Below are 17,741 nucleotides of genomic sequence, written 5' to 3' on the forward strand. Positions count from 1 at the left end.
CTGTCTTGTTCGCAGATACCACCGATCTCATCTCTCTGTGCGCCCTGATGGTTCGCACGCAAAAGGCCCGGACAATGCCGGGCCTTTCTGAATGTCTCTCGTCAGACGCTGTAATTCGGCTTTGGTCCGGCAAACCACCAGATGATGAAGCCGACGACCGGCAGGATCGCAATCAGCAAAATCCACAGGATCTTTTTGCCGATCGTCTCATTCGTGTTGATGATCGAGGCGATGGCCCAGACATCCAGCACAAAGACGATAACACCAAATAGCCATTTCATTGCGATGTTTCCTTTTCTACCCTAGGCCAAACGGTAACGCCGGCCTTATGGTTCCGCTACAGCACATAACGCGACAGGTCGGTTGACCGTGCCAGATCGCCCAGATGCTGTTCGACGAATGCCGCATCGACGCTGACCGTTTCACCGCTTTTGTCTGGCGCAGCAAAGGAAAGATCCTCGAACACCCGCTCGATCACGGTATACAAACGCCGCGCGCCAATGTTTTCAACGGCCGAGTTTACCTCTGCCGCGATCCGCGCCAGCGCCGAAATGCCATCTTCGGTAAATCCGACCGTAACGCCCTCGGTTGCCATCAGTGCCGTATATTGGCGGGTCAACGCATTATCGGTTTCCGTCAGGATGCGAACGAAATCTTCCTCGGTCAGCGGGCGGAGTTCCACCCGGATCGGCAAGCGACCCTGCAATTCCGGCAGCAGGTCACTGGGCTTGGCCACGTGGAACGCGCCGGATGCGATGAACAGGATATGATCGGTCTTGATGGGTCCATATTTCGTGCTGACGGTCGTGCCTTCAATCAGCGGCAACAGATCGCGTTGAACGCCTTCGCGGCTGACATCGCCACCCCGTGCTTCCTGGCGCGCAGCGACCTTGTCGATCTCATCGATAAAGACGATGCCGTTTTCCTGCACGGATTCCAGCGCGGCAGCCTTGACCACCTCGTCATCCAGCAGCTTGTCGGCTTCTTCTGCGATCAGCAGCTCATAGCTTTCCGCAACCGTAACTTTGCGCCGAACGCGACGGCCACCAAAGGCTTTCATCAGCCCGGACAGATCCATCATCCCGGCCATTCCCGGCTGCCCCGGTATCTCCATCATGCCCAGCGGATTCGAGGTGTCCTGAACCTCCAGCTCGATCACGGTGTCATCCAGCTCACCACGCTTCAGCTTATCCCGAAACATCTGTCGCGTGCCCTCACGCGCATTTTCACCCGCCAGCGCTTCAACAACACGCTCCTCGGCTGATTTATGCGCCCGCGCCTTGACGTCCTCGCGCATCCGCTCGCGCGTGTCGATCATTGCGGCATCGGCCAGATCGCGGACGATCTGTTCGACGTCGCGCCCGACATAGCCCACTTCGGTGAACTTGGTCGCTTCGACCTTGATGAAGGGCGCGTTGGCCAGCTTCGCCAGTCGGCGGCTGATCTCGGTCTTGCCGACGCCGGTCGGCCCGATCATCAGGATGTTCTTGGGATAAACCTCGTCGCGCAGATCGTCGCCCAGCTGCTTGCGCCGCCACCGGTTGCGCAACGCCACGGCAACAGCGCGCTTGGCATCCTTCTGCCCGATGATAAAACGATCCAGTTCGGAGACGATTTCGCGGGGGGTCAGGTCGGTCATGGTCAATTTGCCTCGATTGGCTATCTTCTGTGTTCAAATATCCCGGGGGTCAGGTCCGGCACGGACCAAGGGGGCAGCGCCCCCTTACGCCTCAAGAATTTCAACCGTCAGGTTTCCGTTGGTATAGACGCAGATATCGGCCGCAATCGCCATCGCCTTGCGGGCAACGCCTTCTGCGTCAAGATCGCTTTCCATCAGCCCGCGTGCGGCAGACAGCGCAAAGTTGCCGCCCGATCCGATGGCGGCCACGTCATGTTCAGGCTCCAGCACGTCGCCCGCGCCCGTCACGACATAAATCTGGTCGCCGTCGGTGACGATCAGCATGGCTTCCAGATTGCGAAGATATTTATCCGTTCGCCAATCCTTTGCCAGATCAACACAGGCGCGCTGCAACTGCCCCGGTGCCTGCTCCAGCTTCTTTTCCAGCCGCTCCAGCAGGGTAAAGGCGTCGGCGGTCGACCCTGCAAAGCCCACAATGACATCGCGCCCGCCGGGTTTCAGGCGACGCACCTTGCGTGCCGTGCCCTTCATCACCGTCTGCCCGACGCTGACCTGACCGTCACCGGCAACCACCACCTTGCCGCCGCGTCTGACCGCCAGGATCGTTGTGCCGTGCCAGCCAGGAAATTTATCTTCCGACATGAAGCGTCTCCATTCGTTTGCGTTCAGATATGGTCGCGGACCCATCTTCGCAACCGTTGAAGCGGAAGCAGTGCCGCGCTAGCCTGCGCTTCATTGGCCGACTGGTCGGAAAAGCCGAGGGGGAAAGATGACAGTCGATCTTATGGCCCGGATCAGGCATGCAACCCGCGACGACTGGACGTCCGGTAAGGACAAATGGCACGGCCACATTGACGGGCTGTCGCTGGGCACGGATGTGACGGTTTTGTTTTACGCCAATGACACACCCGGTCAGGGGCCAAAATGGCACGTCCATCCCTACGATGAAATCTTCATTCTGCGCACCGGCCGCGCTTTATATACCATTGGCGATCGCAAGATCGAAGCGGGTGAGGGCGATGTTCTGCTTGGCCCGCGCGATGTGCCCCACAAGTTCGTCAATCTGGGGCCGGGCAGGTTAGAGACGATCGACATTCACCTGAACCCGACATGGATACAGACCAATCTGGACGATCCGGAATTGACGGCTCAGAATTGACGGCTCGGAATTGACGGAGGATCAGCCAGATCACAATGGTGACGGCTGATTAAACCGCGCCCAAAAATTGAAAAAGCCGCCTCGCTTGATGCGGACGGCTTTTGAATCGGCGTCAGCCTTGAAGGCCGTCAGATCGATTCGTCGATCCAGCTTTTCAGCGCGGCTTTGGGCGCGGCGCCCATGCGGTTCGAAATGACTTCGCCATCTTTGAACATGAACAGCGCCGGAATGCCGCGCACGCCAAGGGCGGCGGCCTGTTCCGGGTTCTCGTCCACGTTCACCTTTACGATTTTCACTTTGCCGGCATATTCATCCGACAATTCTTCCAGCGATGGTCCGATCTGTTTGCACGGGCCACACCATTCGGCCCAGAAATCGACGATGACGGGGGTTTCGGCCTGACGGACTTCGGTATCGAATTCGCTGTCGTTGACGTGAACGGTTGCCATGGGTTGCTCCTTGCAGAAGGCGGGGGCCGACGATGCGGCGGGATGTGCTTGTCTAACAGCTATGAAGCCCGACCCTGAGGGTCAAGAGCGGCCATGACCTGATTCAGCAGCGGATCGGGGATGGTCATTATCGTGCGGTTTGCCGTCCAGAGAACGGAAATCTCTGTCCTTCGGTCAGGCCAGATCATTCGCAGCGCATCGCGATAGGCCGCCATCTGGCGCAGGATACCTTCGGGGATCTGCGCAGGCGTTGCCGGGACTTCGGTATTTGATTTGTAGTCGATGGCGTGAATCAGATCGGGGCCTATGATCAACCGGTCGATATTGCCATGCACCACGCCAATTCCGGGCAGGGGGGCGGTCAAAGGCACCTCTTTCAGCACCGTCATAGCGGGGCTGGGCGTCATGATTTCAGACAGATCCGGGGCGTCGATGACCTGACTTGCCTCGCGCAGCAGGCCTTCAAGCTCATCATCGTCGGGCAATCCGCCCTCTCCACCGGCAAGGGCCGAAATCGCCAGATCACGCCAATCCTCGGGCGGCTGGCCCGGCAGATGTTCCAGCAGCAGATGCAGCCGAGTCCCGCGCAGCATCGCCGCTGCCGGATCGGCACGTTCCGTGGGCGCACCCAACACCTTTGCCCCGCCAAGTGCGGTTGCCGCAACCGGCAGGATCAGCGGCGGCGGCGTGGGCGGCTGGCGCAGCGCCCAGTCGGGCACCCGCGCGGGCGACTTGCCGACCGCCGCTTCCGGGCTGGCCTGATCAGGCCAGCCGCCCAGAGACAGCCGCAACCCGCTGCCGATTCCGTCAATGCCGATGTCGCTGCGGGTCATTCCGACCCGTGCCGCGCCGTCGGCGATCATCGCATGCCAACTGTCCATGCCGCTGCCGGTTTCACCCGCCGCCGCCACGATCAGCCAGCTTTCGGCGCGGGTCATGGCGACGTAAAGCAAACGCCGCCGTTCTTCCTCTTGCCGCTGATCGTATTCGGCCACGGCTTCCGCCACAGCTTCGGTCCGTTCATCCGATGCGCCCTTCCAAACCGGTCTGTCATGCAGGCGAACCGTGCGATTGCGACTGTTGGCACGGCGCTTTTGCGTTTCGGGCAGGATCACCACCGGGCTTTCAAGGCCCTTTGATCCATGCACCGTCATCACCCGGATCAACCCGCCCGCGCCACCGGGAAGCTGGCGTTTGACCTGCACATCATCGCTGGCCAGCCAGACCAGAAATCCCGTCAGCGATGGCGTTTCGACGGTTTCATAGGCCAACGCCTGCGACAGAAGTTCCTCGATCCCATCTTCGGCTTCGGGGCCAAGACGGGCCAGCAATGCGTGCCGCCCGCGATGACGGATCAGGATGCGTGAAATCAGGTCATAGGGGCGCAGAAAATCGGCCTGCCCTTGCAAATCCATCAGCATCTCATGGGCGGTCCGATGTTCGGAATCGCGCAATGCTGCCGACAGGAAGCGCCGTTTTGGCCGGTTGGCTGCAAGGTGATACAGCTGGTTTTCAGACAGACCCAGCAAAGGCGAACGCAAAGCGGCAGCCAGCGACAGGTCGTCTTCCGGCGTGGCCAGAACCGACAGCAGCGCCACGATATCGCGCACGGCCAGTTCCGCCGCCAGTTTCAGGCGGTCTGCCCCGGCAACAGGCAGGTTCGCGGCCTTCAATTCGCGGATCAGATCGTCGAACAGGCTCGCCCGGCGCTGGACAAGGATCTGGATGTCGCCGGGTCCGATACCGCGCACCTGCCCCGTTTTCACATCATGGATCGGTGTGCCCAGCATGGCCCTGATCTGGCGGGCGATGGCGCGGGCCAGTTCGGTATCCGCGGCATTTTCCGCCGGCGCATCGACGGGTTGCGTCCAATCCGCCCGCTCCGGTGCGTCCGGCTGGGGCAAGGGGGGCCAAAGATCGACGCGACCGGGCAGGGTATCACGAAACGCGATATGACGCGGCGGATCGCCAAGGCCCTGCGCGGCAGGCCCGTCAAAGACCGCATCCACCAGCGACAGGATCGCAGGCGAGGAACGGAACGAATGCGCCAGTCCGCATTGCTGCATGGGGCGTTGAACCGCCGCGAAGTCGCGGGCAAAGCGGTCGCGCATTTCCTCGAATACGGCGATATCTGCGCCCTGAAAGGAATAGATCGATTGTTTCGGATCGCCGACGACGAACAGCGTGCGCGACCGGTCATGGGCACCCGCGCCGCTGGTAAATTCCTCGGTCAGGCTGCGGATCACCTGCCATTGTTCGGGGCTGGTATCCTGGGCCTCATCCACAAGGATGTGGTCGATCCCGCCATCCAGCCGCCACAGCACCCATTGCGCCATGCTGGATTCCTGCAACAGCCGTGCCGTGCGGCGGATCAGATCATCGAAATCCAACCAGCCATGCGCGGCCTTGCGTGCCGCAACGCGCTCGGTGAAAGCATGGCCAAATCGGTGCAGCGCCAGGGTTTTCTCCGCCAGCCCAAGGGCCATGGCCGTGGCGCGGGCATCCTGCACGCGCAGCATCAGATCCTCCAGCTCCGGCATCAGTCCGACGCACGGGCCAATGCGCAGCTCCTTGGTCGGCAAGCTGCCGATCTTGGCGGTGAACGGCTCTTTCGCGCTGGCGCCGGTCAGCAGCGCACCGCACAGCAACCACAGATCGGTCATGCCCGGCTCTGCCCAATTGCCACTGGCAAGCGTATCAGCCAGCTTCACATCCGTGGGTTTCCCCGCCCGCAGCAGCGGGATCAACGCACCGAACAAATCACGTTCAGTGCCATCGAAAACCTGTGCCAGAAGCCGATCGGTCGTCATTCCGGCGGGCAGGCGCAGCATCGCCCAGATGTCAGCAGGGTCGGGGGCTGCGGCAAAATCAGCCTCGGAGAGATCAGCCAGAAAGCTGTCCAGATTGTCGCCGCTATGCAGCAGCGTCAGATCATGGATGGCCGGATCACGCTCATCGGCCATTTCCTCGACCACCTCGGCACGCAGCACGCGGGCAGAGCGGTCGTCCAGTTCCGCAAAGCCCATCGGCACGCCCGCTTCCAGTGGGAAGCGGCGCAGAAGCGCGGCGCAAAAGCTGTGGATCGTCTGAACCTTCAGCCCGCCGGGTGCCTCGATCGCGCGGGCAAACAGGCGCCGCGCCTCGGGCAGATCGACCGCGCCATCTTGGCCCAGATCGTGCAATTCCTGCCGCAGCTGGTCTTCGGGCAGCATCGCCCATTTTCCCAGACGGCCCAACAGGCGGTTCTGCATCTCGGTCGCGGCGGCCTTGGTATAGGTCAGACACAGGATACGTTCGGGAGCGGTTCCGGCCAGCAACAGACGTGCCACCCGGTCGGTCAGCACCCGCGTCTTGCCCGATCCTGCATTGGCCGTCAGCCATGTCGAACGCAGCGGGTCTGCGGCCTTGTTCTGATTTATGGTCGCGTCATTCATCGCCGCCCACCTTTTCCGGGTCGGCCTGATCGGCCAGTGACCATTCGCCATAGCGGGCAAGGTGGTCGTAATCACCCGCATAGCTGGTCTTTTCCGGTGCGCGCATCGCGGTAAAGCCCGCGCCGCCGGTCAGATAGGCCGCGATCAGGCGAACGAAGCCTTCCCAGTTTTCATCCTCGACCTGGTCCGAATGGTCGCGACGATAAGTTTTCCCCTCGCCTCCAAGCTGGATATAGCGGATGCCAGCCACATCCGCCGGGCCAAGCGCGTCAAACCCGCCACGCCGGGCCATCGCGGCCTCCAGCACCAATTGCTTGTCGAAATACCTGATCTGCGCATCGGTCGGGGGTGAGCCGGATTTGTAGTCATAGATCATCACCTGCCCGTCCTTCAGTTGGTCAATCCGGTCGGGTTTGGCGGTCAGGGTGAAATCCATTCCGGGCACCGAAACCCGGCCGCGCCGTTCCACGACAACAGGGCGACCCTGCTGCATCCGGACCAGTTCATCGGACACGATCTGATCTGCGATCTTTTCCATCCGCGCCTGCCAGAAGGCGCGGGCGGCGGGCCATGGCACTTCGGAGTCCAACACCTCTGCGGTGATCCGCAGGAAATCGGCCGTCAACTGTTCGGCTGTCATGTCTGGGCCGGGTTTCGATTTCAACAACGCCTCGACAATCGCGTGCAGGGTTTGGCCGCGCAGCGCCGCATCCGGTTCGGGACGCAGCGGGTTCAGCGGCCGCAGACCAAGCACGCGCTTGGCATAGACCGCATAGGGATCACGGATCAGCAGCGATACGTCGGTGACGGGCAATTCGCGGAAGGGCGGAGCGGGGGGAACCGGCGAGGGACGCTTTGCCGTCGGGATGCTGTCGGTCGGATGCGCCAGGGCTTGCGCCATGCCCAGCCATTCCGCGCCGCGTTCCCGCATCGCTGCCAGCGCCTGCGGCCCGTTGCGATCGGGCAGGCCGTTCATCAGGTTCATCAGCCGGTTCAGCCAGCGCGAGGGGATCGTTTCGGCCTCGGCATCACGTTTGGCGCGGGTCAGGAACACACGCGGCAGACTGATCGCCTGTTGAAAGTCGTGGGCGGACAGACCGATCTGGCGTTCCGGCACGGTCAGCCCCGCTTCCAGCCGCATCTGGCGTGACAGCCACGGGTCGGGTTCCAGGGCACGCGGCCAGCCGCCTTCGTTCAGCCCCGCCAGAATGATCGTTCCGCGCCCGACGATTCGTGCCTCTCGTGGGCCACGAATATGCAGCAGAGGATGGGCCTCACCCTCGATCCGCACCATATGCTGTTGAAATTCGTCCAGAAGCAGGGCGCTGAAATCACCCGGCCCCATCTCTGGCCCCTCGGCGGCGTGGCCGGCAAGGTGATCCATCGCAGAACGGGCAAGCTGTCCGGCCCGGGACTGCCACAGGCGCGACTGTTCGGCATCGCCGTCAGGACCAGCGGCCAATGCCTGCGCCAAGTCGCGCAGATCGGCCAGGCGGTCGGGCAATGGGCGCGGGGCGCTGTCGCCTTCGACCATCTTGATCCGGTCAAGTAAACCGGCCAGCCATTCTGCCCACAACTTGCGCTGCGCATCGCCTTTGTCCGCCCAGTTCCGCAATGTGGCGCCGTCTGGAAAGGCGGGACCATGATCGCGCAGGTGCAGTTCCAGTTCGCGTGACATCAGCCGCGCCTCGTTCGTTGGCACAAGGGGCGAACCGGTCATCGCAACCGGATGCTTCAGCAGGATCAGCAGGCGGTCGATGGTCAGGGCCTGACCAAACAGGGCGGCGATCTGACGGATGAACAGGCCTTGCGCCGACAGGGACAGCGGCTGACCGGCGCTTTCATCGGGGCGAAGATGCCAGCGATCCAGTGCCGCGTTCACCCGGCGGATCAGGCTGCCATCGGCGGTGATCAGGGTCACAAGCTCTTGCCGTTCGGCGGCGTCGCGCATCAGCAGGGCGATCACCTCGGCTTCTTGCCCCGGCTGATCAGCCTCGATCAACGTCATGCCATTGGTCGGCGCGATCAGATCGGGAAGTTTCGGGCCATCGGCGATCCACTGATCCGTGACCGGGGCAGGGCGCAGCGCCAGTGATAACAGCGCATTGCGATTGTCCTGGGGCGAAACCGTTTCCGTCCAGCGCGCCGGATAGCCCGCCGCCCGGATCAGCGGGGCAAAGCGTGCCTGCGGATGATCGTCGGCCCGTTCGTCCAGCGTATTCCAGACATCCTGCGGTTGGTGAAAATCGAAACCGGGCAGGACGACTGCGCCGTTTGGCAAGGATGTCACCGCCTGCATGAACATCCGCGTCGCGCCATGCGACCCGGTAGAGCCCGCGACGATGATCGGCCCTTGCGGCAGGTTCAGCCCTTGGGTCCAATCGTCCAGAAACTGTTGGGCCGCAGCGCGTTGCCGTGCCGCGCGATCCACCATGGGTGCCTGCAAATGGTAATCGGCCGCGATCCGCAGGAAGGCCAGCGCGTTTTGCCAATGCCGGGCATGATCGCCGATATCTATCCCTTCCAGCGCGGTCAGATCGCGACCTTCGGTCTGCATTTCCGTCATCAGTGCGGCCAGTGACCGTGCCAGCATGGGCACCGAATGTCCCGCCGCCAGATCGGGCCGTGTTTCCAGCAACCGCGCAACCAACCGGGCCAGTTGCAGGCGACGGGCCAAAGGTGCGGCCAGCGGCGTGTGGCGCAATTGTGGCAGGTCCAGATTGGTCACGGGCCGCATTTGCGGCAGCAGCAACGGGCCGCGTTCGTCAAAGGCGGTCTTCAGCTCGGCCAAGGTCCGCGAGGCGTTGGCATAGATGGTGACGCGGGCCATCGCCTCGGGCGGCTGGCCTTGCATCCGTTCCATGAAACCGCGCACGAACTCGCGGGCAAAATCGACGCCCGGCGGCAGCGCATAAAGGCCGTGAAACGGCTCAGCCATGCAGCAGCATCGCTTCGGCCAGCGGGATGGCGTCCGGGCTGCCGACATCGCACCAGCCGCCAGTGTGGATCATCGCATGGGCGCGCCCTTCGGCGATCATCAGATCCCACAGGCGGTTCAGCGAAAACGCCCGGCCAGGGATGTCGGACAGGCGATCCGGGCGGATGATCTGCGCGCCGGCATAGACGAAATCACCCTGTCGGCTGATCCGGCCCGCGGCATCAACGCTGAAATCACCGCCGCCTTTGCGTGCGGTGGCGCGGTCCAGCGGCACCACGGCCAAGAGCGCATCCATGCGGTCGCCGTCCCATGCGGCAATGAGCCCGGCCAAGGGGTTCGCCCCCGTCCAGACCACATCCGGGTTCAACGTCATGACCGGCCCGTCCCCCAGCAGGGGCAGCGCCTTGCGCAACCCGCCCCCGGTGTCCAGCAATTCGCCCGCCTCATCACTGATGGCGATGTCCTGCCCGTCCAGATGGGTCTGGATCTGTGCGCCGAGGTAATGCGTATTGACGACAATCGGCTGCGCCCCGGCATCGTGGCCAAGCATCAGGGCGCGGTCCAGCAAAGCGATGCCCGCCACCTCGATCAGCGGTTTCGGCTTCAGGTCGGTCAAAGGGCGCATCCGCGTGCCAAGACCAGCGGCAAAGATCATCAACGGCTTGGTCATCGGCTGCGAATCCTTTTGATGATCTGCGCATCTGGCGCGGGCAGCGCAGTCACCACCTGCGCCAGCGGCGCCAGCGCCGGATGGGCCAGATTGCGGGTGATATAGGCCCAGACGCGCGGCATGAAGTCCAGATAACGCGGCTTGTCATCGCGTTGTGACAGCCGGGTGAAAATGCCCATGATCCGCAGGTTCCGCTGTGCGCCCATCAGGGCATAGGCGGCGCGGAAACGGTCCTGATCCAGCTCCGTTGCCGCCAGATAGCGGGCGATGCTGTCGGCCTCGATTTCGGGGGCGACATCGCGACGGGCATCCTGCAGGGCCGAGACCAGATCATAGGCCGGATGCGTCGCCACCGCGTCCTGATAGTCGATCAGGCCCAAGGGCGCGTCCCCCCGCCAGATCAGATTTTCGGCGTGAAAATCGCGCAGGCCAAGGACCGGTGGCAGATCGGCGGCCAGTTCTGCGTAAAGCTGCCCGATCAGCGGGGCGATCTGCGCGGCATGTTCGGGATCGGCACCGGCTGCGGCCGGATACCATTCGGCGAACAGGCCCACCTGACTGGCCATTGTCGGGCCATCCAGCGGACTGACGAAATCTGGCACGGGATGGCGATGCAGCGCGACCAGAAAATCCGTGATGCGGGCATAGATCATCGGGGCCGCAGCAGGTGTTTCCTGCAACACCCGCGCCACCAGTTCATCCCCCAGATCCTGCACCAGCAAAAAGCCTGCGTCCTGATCTTCTGCCAGCAGTTCTGGTGCGCCGAAATCATGGTCACGCAACCAATGGGTCATGGCGACAAAGCGCGCGTTATCGCCCGAGGGGTCGTCCATCAGCACCGCGCTGCCGCCATCTCCGATCAGCCGGAAGTAGCGCCGGGCCGAGGCATCGCCCGCCAGTGGCAGAACCTGCGCATCCGCCCAACCGACCCGCGCGGCAAAGCGTGCGCGTTCGACCGTGCGGGTCAGATCGGGCCAGCCGGTCAGGGCGATCTGTCGCAGATCGGGGTTGGCGTCGGGTTGGATCGACACGGTCAGCGCACCTTTGGGCAGTTCCTCCATCCTGTCGGGCCATTCGATCAGGCTGACGGCGCTGTCCAGCGCCTCATCCAGTCCTAATTCGTCCAATTCAGACGGATCGGTCAGCCGATACAGGTCCGCATGCCAGATTTCGGTGCCACGCGGGTCGTCATAGGTCTGAACCAGCGTGAAGGTCGGGCTTGGCACATCCTCGGCCAGATCGCCCTGTCTTGCGCGAATGAATGCACGTGCGAAATGGGTCTTTCCGGCCCCGACCGGACCATCCAGCAGGATCGTCTGTCCCGGCTTTGCGGTGGCCGCCAGCATCCGGGCCAGCGCGGCGGTCAGGGTTTCATTGGCAGTCAGGCGCGTTGTCATGCAGACCTTCTAACGGCTGAAAATCGCCGTGGAAACAGGAAGTGATGCGAAACGCGATGTTCCGCGCTAAGTTGAGGTCAGCCTGTGAATCGGAGGTCTGATGCTGCGCCACCTTATCGTCCCCATTGTCGTCCTTGCGGCCCTTGTCGGCCCTGCATCCGCGACGGAAGAGCCGATTTTCCCCATGCTATATAACGTGCATGAGGTCGCAGAAGATGACGTTCTGAACATCCGGGCCGAGCCGAGCACGAAATCGGAAATCATTGGCACGTTGGACCATGACGCCACCAATGTCGAAGTCGTCGAGGAACGCGATGGCTGGGGGCGGGTGAACCGCGGCGAGGGGTCCGGCTGGGTGTCGATGCGGTTTATGGCCTATCCGTTCAATCCGTGGCAGAACAACGCCACGCCCGAACTGATGCGCTGTTTCGGGACCGAGCCTTTCTGGCATGCGGCGGTCGATCTGCGGGAAAAGGAAATTCGGCTGGTCAATCTGGCCGAAGGTGAGGTGGTTGATGTCCAGAACGTCACCGATGTGGTGGCCGGCCCTTATCGCACGCCGACCCGCGCGATTCTGGCGAATGATTTCACGCTGATGACGACACCTGCCCAGTGCAGCGATGGCATGTCAGAGCAGCTATACGGCATGGCGGCCCATCTGATTATCGATCAGACCACTGAAGGGGCCACGCCGCGAATGCTGAACGGCTGCTGTTCCGTGACGCATACGCTGGCAGAACAGCAGGCCGAAGAATAGCGCGAGGGTTCAGTTCAGGCCCAGCACATCTGCCATGTCATATTCGCCCGGCCCCTTGTCCTGACCCCACAGGGCCGCGCGAAGGGCACCGCGCGCAAAGATCGCGCGGTCGGTGGCCACATGACGCAGGATCAGCCGCTCGCCTTCGCCCGCAAAGATCACGTCATGTTCGCCCACGACATCGCCGCCGCGAATGGCGGAAAAGCCGATGGTGCCGGTTTCGCGTGCCCCGGTGATACCTTCGCGGGCCGGTGTGCGAACCGTGTCCAGCGTCGTGCCCCGGCCTTCTGCCGCGGCCTCACCCAGCATCAGCGCCGTGCCCGAAGGGGCATCCACCTTGTGCCGGTGATGGGCCTCGACAATCTCGACATCCCAATCCTCGCCCAATGCGGCGGCAACCTTGCGCGTCAGGCCGACCAGCAGGTTGACGCCAAGGCTCATGTTGCCAGCGCGGATGATGGGCGCGTGGCGGGCAGCCGCTTTCAGCGAGTCAAGCTGGGGCTGATCCAACCCTGTTGTGCCGATCACATGCACCGCCCGCGCCTGCGCGGTCAGCTCCGCATAAGCAACCGTCGCAGCGGGTGAGGTGAAGTCGATCACCGCCTGCGCCTTGGCAATCGTCGCGACGGGATCATCGCTGACGGTGACACCGACCGGTGCGCCGCCCATCGCCTCGCCCACATCGCGACCGATCCAGTCACTGCCGTCGCGATCCAGCGCGCCGACCAGTCGGGCCTTGTCGCTTTGCAGGATCAGCCGCACCAGCATCTGTCCCATCCGACCCGAAGCCCCGGTCACCACGATGCCGGGAAGATCGCCATCTGGCGTCGTTTCAAAGTCACTCATGCGTCACCCTTTGCTGTTGCCGTGTCATATCCCGTTGCGGCGTGGCCCGCGACCCCCTACATCGGACAGTATGGCACAGAACCGCTTTTCACATGGACAAGGCCCGTCGCAGCGACAGCTGCGAGTGGGAGAATTGATTCGCCGGACGCTTTCCGACGTGCTTTTGCGCGCCGATGTGCATGACCCGGACCTGAATCGCCATTCCATCACCGTGGGTGAGGTTCGGACCTCGCCGGATCTGAAGGTCGCCACGGCCTATGTGCTGCCTTTGGGCGGAAACGACGCCAAGGGCGCGTTAGAGGCGCTGCGTCGCAACGCCCCGGAAATCCGTCATCTGGTCGCCAAGGCGCTGACGCTGAAATACGCGCCGCAACTGCGGTTCCAACTGGATGAAACCTTTGACCGGTTGGACGATACGCGCCGCATGTTCGACGATGAACGCGTGCGCCGCGATGTCGAAGCCCCGAACGAGGATGATGATGCGGTTTGATCTGCAACGCCGCCTTGGCGTTGCCGTGGGAATGCTGCTGGCGATGACTGTTCCCGCCGCCGCCGATGGCTGCGGGCGCATCACCCATGACGGACAGGGCTATGTGATCTGCGAGGTTGACGCCGCGCAGGAACCTGCGTTGCGCCTGTGGCAGGACGACGCCTCGGGTCAACCGCTGCGGAATTTCAACAATATCCAAAAAATGCTGGGCCAGGGCGAAAACCTGAACTTCGCGATGAATGCCGGTATGTATCATGCCGATTACAAGCCGGTCGGTCTGCTGATCGTCGATGGTCAGGAATTGTCGCCCATCGTCACCGGCGGCAGCAATGACAATTTCGGAATGCTGCCCAATGGCGTCTTTTGCACGGGTGGCGCGCGTCCGTTTCAGGTGGTCGAAAGCCGGGCCTTTGCCAATGCCCGCCCGGATTGCCGCCTTGCGACGCAGTCGGGGCCGATGTTGGTGATCGACGGCGATCTGCACCCGCGTTTTCTGGTCGACAGCGACAGCCGCTATGTCCGCAACGGTGTCGGGGTGTCGCCCGATGGGCAAAAAGCGTGGTTTGCGATTTCCGACCGACCGGTCACGTTCCACGAATTTGGCCGCCTGTTCCGCGACGGGTTAAAGGTGCGGGATGCGCTGTATTTTGACGGTTCGGTGTCGCGGCTTTACGCGCCCTCGGTCAATCGCGCGGATTTCGGTCGCAGTCTGGGGCCAATGATCGGATTGGTGGAAAGCGCGGGCTGATCGCCGCAGTTGACGCTTTGTCAGGCGGCGGCTATGCCCCACCCCTTCGGAAAGGCAGAGGTTCAGATGGCACGCAAAAAAGGTCGCGATATTAGTGGTTGGCTGGTGGTGGACAAACCCGCCGGCGTGACCTCGACCGCGGTTGTGGCCAAGGTCCGCTGGGCGCTGGACGCGAAAAAGGCGGGTCATGCGGGCACGCTGGACCCCGATGCCACCGGCGTTCTGGCCGTGGCACTGGGCGAGGCGACAAAGACCGTGGCCAGCATTACCGATGCGTTGAAATGCTATGATTTCGTCGTGAACTGGGGCGCCGAGACGACAACTGACGATGCCTCGGGCGATGTGGTCCGGCAATCGGATACGCGCCCGACCGCAGACCAGATCACCGCCGTCCTGCCCGAATTTACCGGGCAGATCATGCAGGTTCCGCCCGCCTTTTCCGCTGTCAAGATCGATGGCGAACGCGCCTATGACCTTGCGCGAGAGGGTGAGGAACTGGACCTTGCCGCCCGCCCGCTATGGGTTGAAGGTCTGACCCTGATCGAAAGCGGCGCAGATACTGCACGGTTCGAAATGGTCTGTGGCAAAGGCGGCTATGTCCGCTCGATCGCCCGCGACCTGGGGCGCCACCTGGGCTGTCTGGGTCATGTCGATCACCTGCGCCGCACGTGGTCGGGACCGTTCGACGTGGCAGACGGCGTCGAATTTGCCAAAATCGACCGCGACACACAGGAATGGCTCGAAAGCCGACTTTTGCCGCTGGAGACCGCGCTGGTGGAACTGCCGCAACTGCGCGCAACGCCCGAGGGTGCGCGGCGTATCCGAAACGGCAATCCCGGAGAGGTCACCGGAATGGCAGAATGGGGCGAACTGGTCTGGGTCGCCGATGCCGACGGGCCGGTCTGCATCGGGCGCTATCAGGGCGGCACGGTTCAGCCCGAACGGGTTTTCAACCTGTAACTGGGGCGATCTTTAAGCGGGGCGGTGCACGCCCAACAGCGGCCCGTCGCCCGCTGCGTCGATGCGGGCGATGGCTGACGGTATCTGCTCCCAGATCACAGCCATTTGCCACGCGGTCGCATGGATCATCAGATCGGCCGAGGCCGCCATGGCGACATGGCCCGGCCAGAACAGCAGATCGCCGCGTTGGATCTCCGTGACTTGCGGAAATGCCAGACGTTGCAGGTCGGAATCGCCGGGGCAGGCAATGCCGCAGGCGGTCAGCGCGGCCTGGACCAGACCCGAACAATCAATCCCGGACCGGCTGTTGCCCCCCCACAAATATGGCGTGCCCAGCAGCATTTCCGCGACCGCGACCGGATCGGGGGAAAGCTGGTCACTGATATGTTGGATTGGGACGTAATCTCCGCAAGTCAGCCGGGCATAGCGCCCCTCGATAGCGTCAACCGACAGGCGTGCGCCAAGAGACAACAGCATTTTTTCGGGCGTCTTGAAGCTGGCCTCGGGGTAGATATGGGTTGCGGGGGCCGACACGCGATGCGTGATCGGCGTCTGGTCTGCGGTCAGCTGCGCTTCACGCAGCCAGCCGCAATAGCCGTCCAGCGCGGCCTGCACGAATGCAAGGCCATCGCGGCGGTCGATGACGGTCAGATCGGCCCCGAAATTGACCTGCCGGTCACGCTTGCCATCGGGGGCCGTCAGCAGGTCGGCCACCGACACCGCCAACCGCGCGGGTTGACCCGCCGTATAGTCGGGGCGCTCCACAATCCCGCGCAGGCTTTCCAGCGCAACGCGATCCGTGGCGGGGGTCAGGCGGCGATCCAGCATCATGGCAGCATCACGGGCAAAGCCGCAAGGATGGCACGCGCGCCCTGCGCCACGCCGCCCTTTGGGCGACCGGGCGCGGCACTGGGTTGCCAGCCATAGATGTCCAGATGGACATAGCGGCCTGCCCCTTCGGCAAAGCGGCGCAGGAACAAGGCGGCGGTGATCGACCCTGCCATACCCCCCGAAGGCGCATTGTCCAGATCGGCGATTGAGGGTTCGATCATCGCCTCATAGGGGTCCCAGAAGGGCATCCGCCACAGGGGGTCGCGGGCGGTGGCGGCACCTTCTGCCAGCGCCAGTGCGGTTTCATCATCGTCGCAGTAGAACGGCGGCACATCCGGCCCAAGCGCGACCCGCGCCGCGCCGGTCAGGGTCGCCAGCGAAATCAACAGCTCGGGTTTTTCCTCGGCCGCCAAAGCCAGTGCATCGGCCAGAACCAAGCGCCCTTCGGCATCGGTATTATTGATCTCGACCGTCATGCCCTTGCGGCTGGTCAGCACATCGCCGGGGCGGAAAGCGTTGCCGGCGATGCTGTTTTCCACCGCCGGGATCAGCACGCGGATGCGATAGCCTTGTGCCGCCCCGCTTTGCGCCAGCATTTTCAGCAGGCCAAGCGCGGTGCCCGCACCGCCCATGTCTTTTTTCATCAGGGCCATCGACGATGGTGGCTTGATGTCCAGCCCCCCTGTGTCAAAGCAGACGCCCTTGCCGACAATGGTCAGCATCGGCCCGTTATCGCCAAGCCGAATATCGATCAGACGGGGTTCCTGTTCCGCAGCCCGCCCAACAGCGTGGATCATCGGGAAATTGCCATCCAGCAGCGCATCGCCCGTTGTGACCTGGATTGCGGCACCAATATCGGTGGCCAATTCGCGGGCGCTGGCTTCCAGTTGCGCGGGGCCCATGTCACCGGCGGGGGTGTTGATCAGATCGCGGGTCAGAAACTCACCTGCCGCGATTGCCTCGATCCGGGCGGCATCGACGCCAGCCGGGCACAGGAATTGCGGACCGTCATAGGCACTGCCCTTGTAACGGGTAAAGCGATACTGGCCAAGCAACAGGGCCAGTGCGGCTTCAGCCGGGTCCAGACCATCGGGCAATTCCATCACCTGCCAAACGCCCTTTGGCAGCGCCGTGGCGCGGGCAAGGGCAAAGCGTTCGCGGCCCGCCGCCTGCCTGTCACCCAACCCGATCAACGCGCCCCTCAGCCCGCCATTCGCACCCGGCAGCAGACAGATTTCACCCGGCTTCGCCCCAAAACCTGCGCTGCCCGGCCAATCACCGGACCGAGCGGGCAGGGCATCCCCCTTCCACACCGGCCACAATGGCAGCGCATCATTGGGGGTGGTTGCGAAGGTGGCGGGCATGGCAAGGCTCCAGTCAGTTTGGCGCAGACTACGCGTTACAGCGCAGCCTGCAAGACCAG

The 17,741-nt window shown here is 63.1% G+C and carries 16 protein-coding genes; 5 read left to right on the forward strand and 11 right to left on the reverse strand.

Going from position 1 to position 17,741, the window contains the following annotated elements:
- Positions 1-101: 101 nt before the first annotated feature.
- The 3 genes from H4P12_RS06135 to hslV form a co-directional block, all read right to left on the reverse strand.
- On the reverse strand, positions 102-281 hold the full coding sequence (locus H4P12_RS06135; protein ID WP_187792798.1) for a PLDc N-terminal domain-containing protein: 180 nt from the start codon (positions 279-281) through the stop codon (positions 102-104).
- A 56-nt stretch (positions 282-337) separates the two neighbouring features.
- Complete coding sequence (gene hslU / locus H4P12_RS06140) at positions 338-1,639, reverse strand: ATP-dependent protease ATPase subunit HslU (RefSeq protein ID WP_187792799.1); 1,302 nt, start codon at positions 1,637-1,639, stop codon at positions 338-340.
- An 84-nt stretch (positions 1,640-1,723) separates the two neighbouring features.
- The gene (gene hslV, locus H4P12_RS06145) at positions 1,724-2,281 is read right to left on the reverse strand and encodes an ATP-dependent protease subunit HslV (RefSeq protein ID WP_187792800.1); all 558 of its coding nucleotides are present in this window, start codon (positions 2,279-2,281) and stop codon (positions 1,724-1,726) included.
- A 127-nt stretch (positions 2,282-2,408) separates the two neighbouring features.
- On the opposite strand from hslV, the gene H4P12_RS06150 reads away from it, so the two are divergent.
- Entirely contained in the window at positions 2,409-2,798 is a 390-nt protein-coding gene (locus tag H4P12_RS06150; protein WP_246448986.1) for a cupin domain-containing protein, read from the forward strand.
- Positions 2,799-2,926: 128 nt separating this feature from the next.
- Here H4P12_RS06150 and trxA read toward each other — a convergent pair whose 3' ends face one another.
- The 5 genes from trxA to tsaE are packed head-to-tail and all read right to left on the reverse strand — an operon-like array spanning position 2,927 to position 11,686.
- Entirely contained in the window at positions 2,927-3,310 is a 384-nt protein-coding gene (gene trxA / locus H4P12_RS06155; protein ID WP_343069793.1) for a thioredoxin, read from the reverse strand.
- A complete protein-coding gene (gene addA, locus H4P12_RS06160; RefSeq protein WP_187792802.1) occupies positions 3,307-6,681 on the reverse strand; it encodes a double-strand break repair helicase AddA in 3,375 nt (1,124 codons plus the stop codon). The genes trxA and addA overlap by 4 nt, the downstream gene beginning before the upstream one ends.
- Complete coding sequence (gene addB, locus H4P12_RS06165; RefSeq protein WP_187792803.1) at positions 6,674-9,619, reverse strand: double-strand break repair protein AddB; 2,946 nt, start codon at positions 9,617-9,619, stop codon at positions 6,674-6,676. Before addB ends, addA begins: the two co-directional genes overlap by 8 nt.
- A complete protein-coding gene (locus H4P12_RS06170) occupies positions 9,612-10,289 on the reverse strand; it encodes a nucleotidyltransferase family protein (protein ID WP_187792804.1) in 678 nt (225 codons plus the stop codon). The genes addB and H4P12_RS06170 overlap by 8 nt, the downstream gene beginning before the upstream one ends.
- Positions 10,286-11,686, reverse strand: coding sequence for a tRNA (adenosine(37)-N6)-threonylcarbamoyltransferase complex ATPase subunit type 1 TsaE (gene tsaE / locus H4P12_RS06175; protein WP_187792805.1), 1,401 nt, complete (start codon positions 11,684-11,686; stop codon positions 10,286-10,288). The genes H4P12_RS06170 and tsaE overlap by 4 nt, the downstream gene beginning before the upstream one ends.
- A 100-nt stretch (positions 11,687-11,786) precedes the next feature.
- Here tsaE and H4P12_RS06180 point away from each other — a divergent pair, with 100 nt between their 5' ends.
- Positions 11,787-12,443, forward strand: coding sequence for an SH3 domain-containing protein (locus H4P12_RS06180; RefSeq protein ID WP_187792806.1), 657 nt, complete (start codon positions 11,787-11,789; stop codon positions 12,441-12,443).
- A 9-nt stretch (positions 12,444-12,452) separates the two neighbouring features.
- On the opposite strand, the gene dapB is transcribed toward H4P12_RS06180, so the two are convergent.
- On the reverse strand, positions 12,453-13,289 hold the full coding sequence (gene dapB / locus H4P12_RS06185; protein ID WP_187792807.1) for a 4-hydroxy-tetrahydrodipicolinate reductase: 837 nt from the start codon (positions 13,287-13,289) through the stop codon (positions 12,453-12,455).
- 70 nt (positions 13,290-13,359) lie between these two features.
- Here dapB and rbfA point away from each other — a divergent pair, with 70 nt between their 5' ends.
- The 3 genes from rbfA (at position 13,360) to truB (ending at position 15,487) form a co-directional block, all read left to right on the forward strand.
- Positions 13,360-13,779 carry a 30S ribosome-binding factor RbfA gene (gene rbfA / locus H4P12_RS06190; RefSeq protein WP_187792808.1) on the forward strand — a complete coding sequence of 140 codons (420 nt, stop codon included), beginning with the start codon at positions 13,360-13,362 and terminating at the stop codon, positions 13,777-13,779.
- Positions 13,769-14,527, forward strand: coding sequence for a phosphodiester glycosidase family protein (locus tag H4P12_RS06195; protein ID WP_187792809.1), 759 nt, complete (start codon positions 13,769-13,771; stop codon positions 14,525-14,527). The genes rbfA and H4P12_RS06195 overlap by 11 nt, the downstream gene beginning before the upstream one ends.
- Positions 14,528-14,593: 66 nt before the next feature.
- Complete coding sequence (truB, locus tag H4P12_RS06200; RefSeq protein WP_187792810.1) at positions 14,594-15,487, forward strand: tRNA pseudouridine(55) synthase TruB; 894 nt, start codon at positions 14,594-14,596, stop codon at positions 15,485-15,487.
- 12 nt (positions 15,488-15,499) lie between these two features.
- Here truB and H4P12_RS06205 read toward each other — a convergent pair whose 3' ends face one another.
- Both H4P12_RS06205 and H4P12_RS06210 read right to left on the reverse strand, forming a co-directional pair.
- Positions 15,500-16,312 carry a C40 family peptidase gene (locus H4P12_RS06205; protein ID WP_425498208.1) on the reverse strand — a complete coding sequence of 271 codons (813 nt, stop codon included), beginning with the start codon at positions 16,310-16,312 and terminating at the stop codon, positions 15,500-15,502.
- 2 nt (positions 16,313-16,314) lie between these two features.
- Positions 16,315-17,682 carry a leucyl aminopeptidase family protein gene (locus tag H4P12_RS06210; protein ID WP_187793327.1) on the reverse strand — a complete coding sequence of 456 codons (1,368 nt, stop codon included), beginning with the start codon at positions 17,680-17,682 and terminating at the stop codon, positions 16,315-16,317.
- Positions 17,683-17,741: the final 59 nt, after the last annotated feature.

The sequence above is a fragment of the Paracoccus amoyensis genome (assembly GCF_014490725.1).
Lineage (GTDB): Bacteria > Pseudomonadota > Alphaproteobacteria > Rhodobacterales > Rhodobacteraceae > Paracoccus > Paracoccus amoyensis.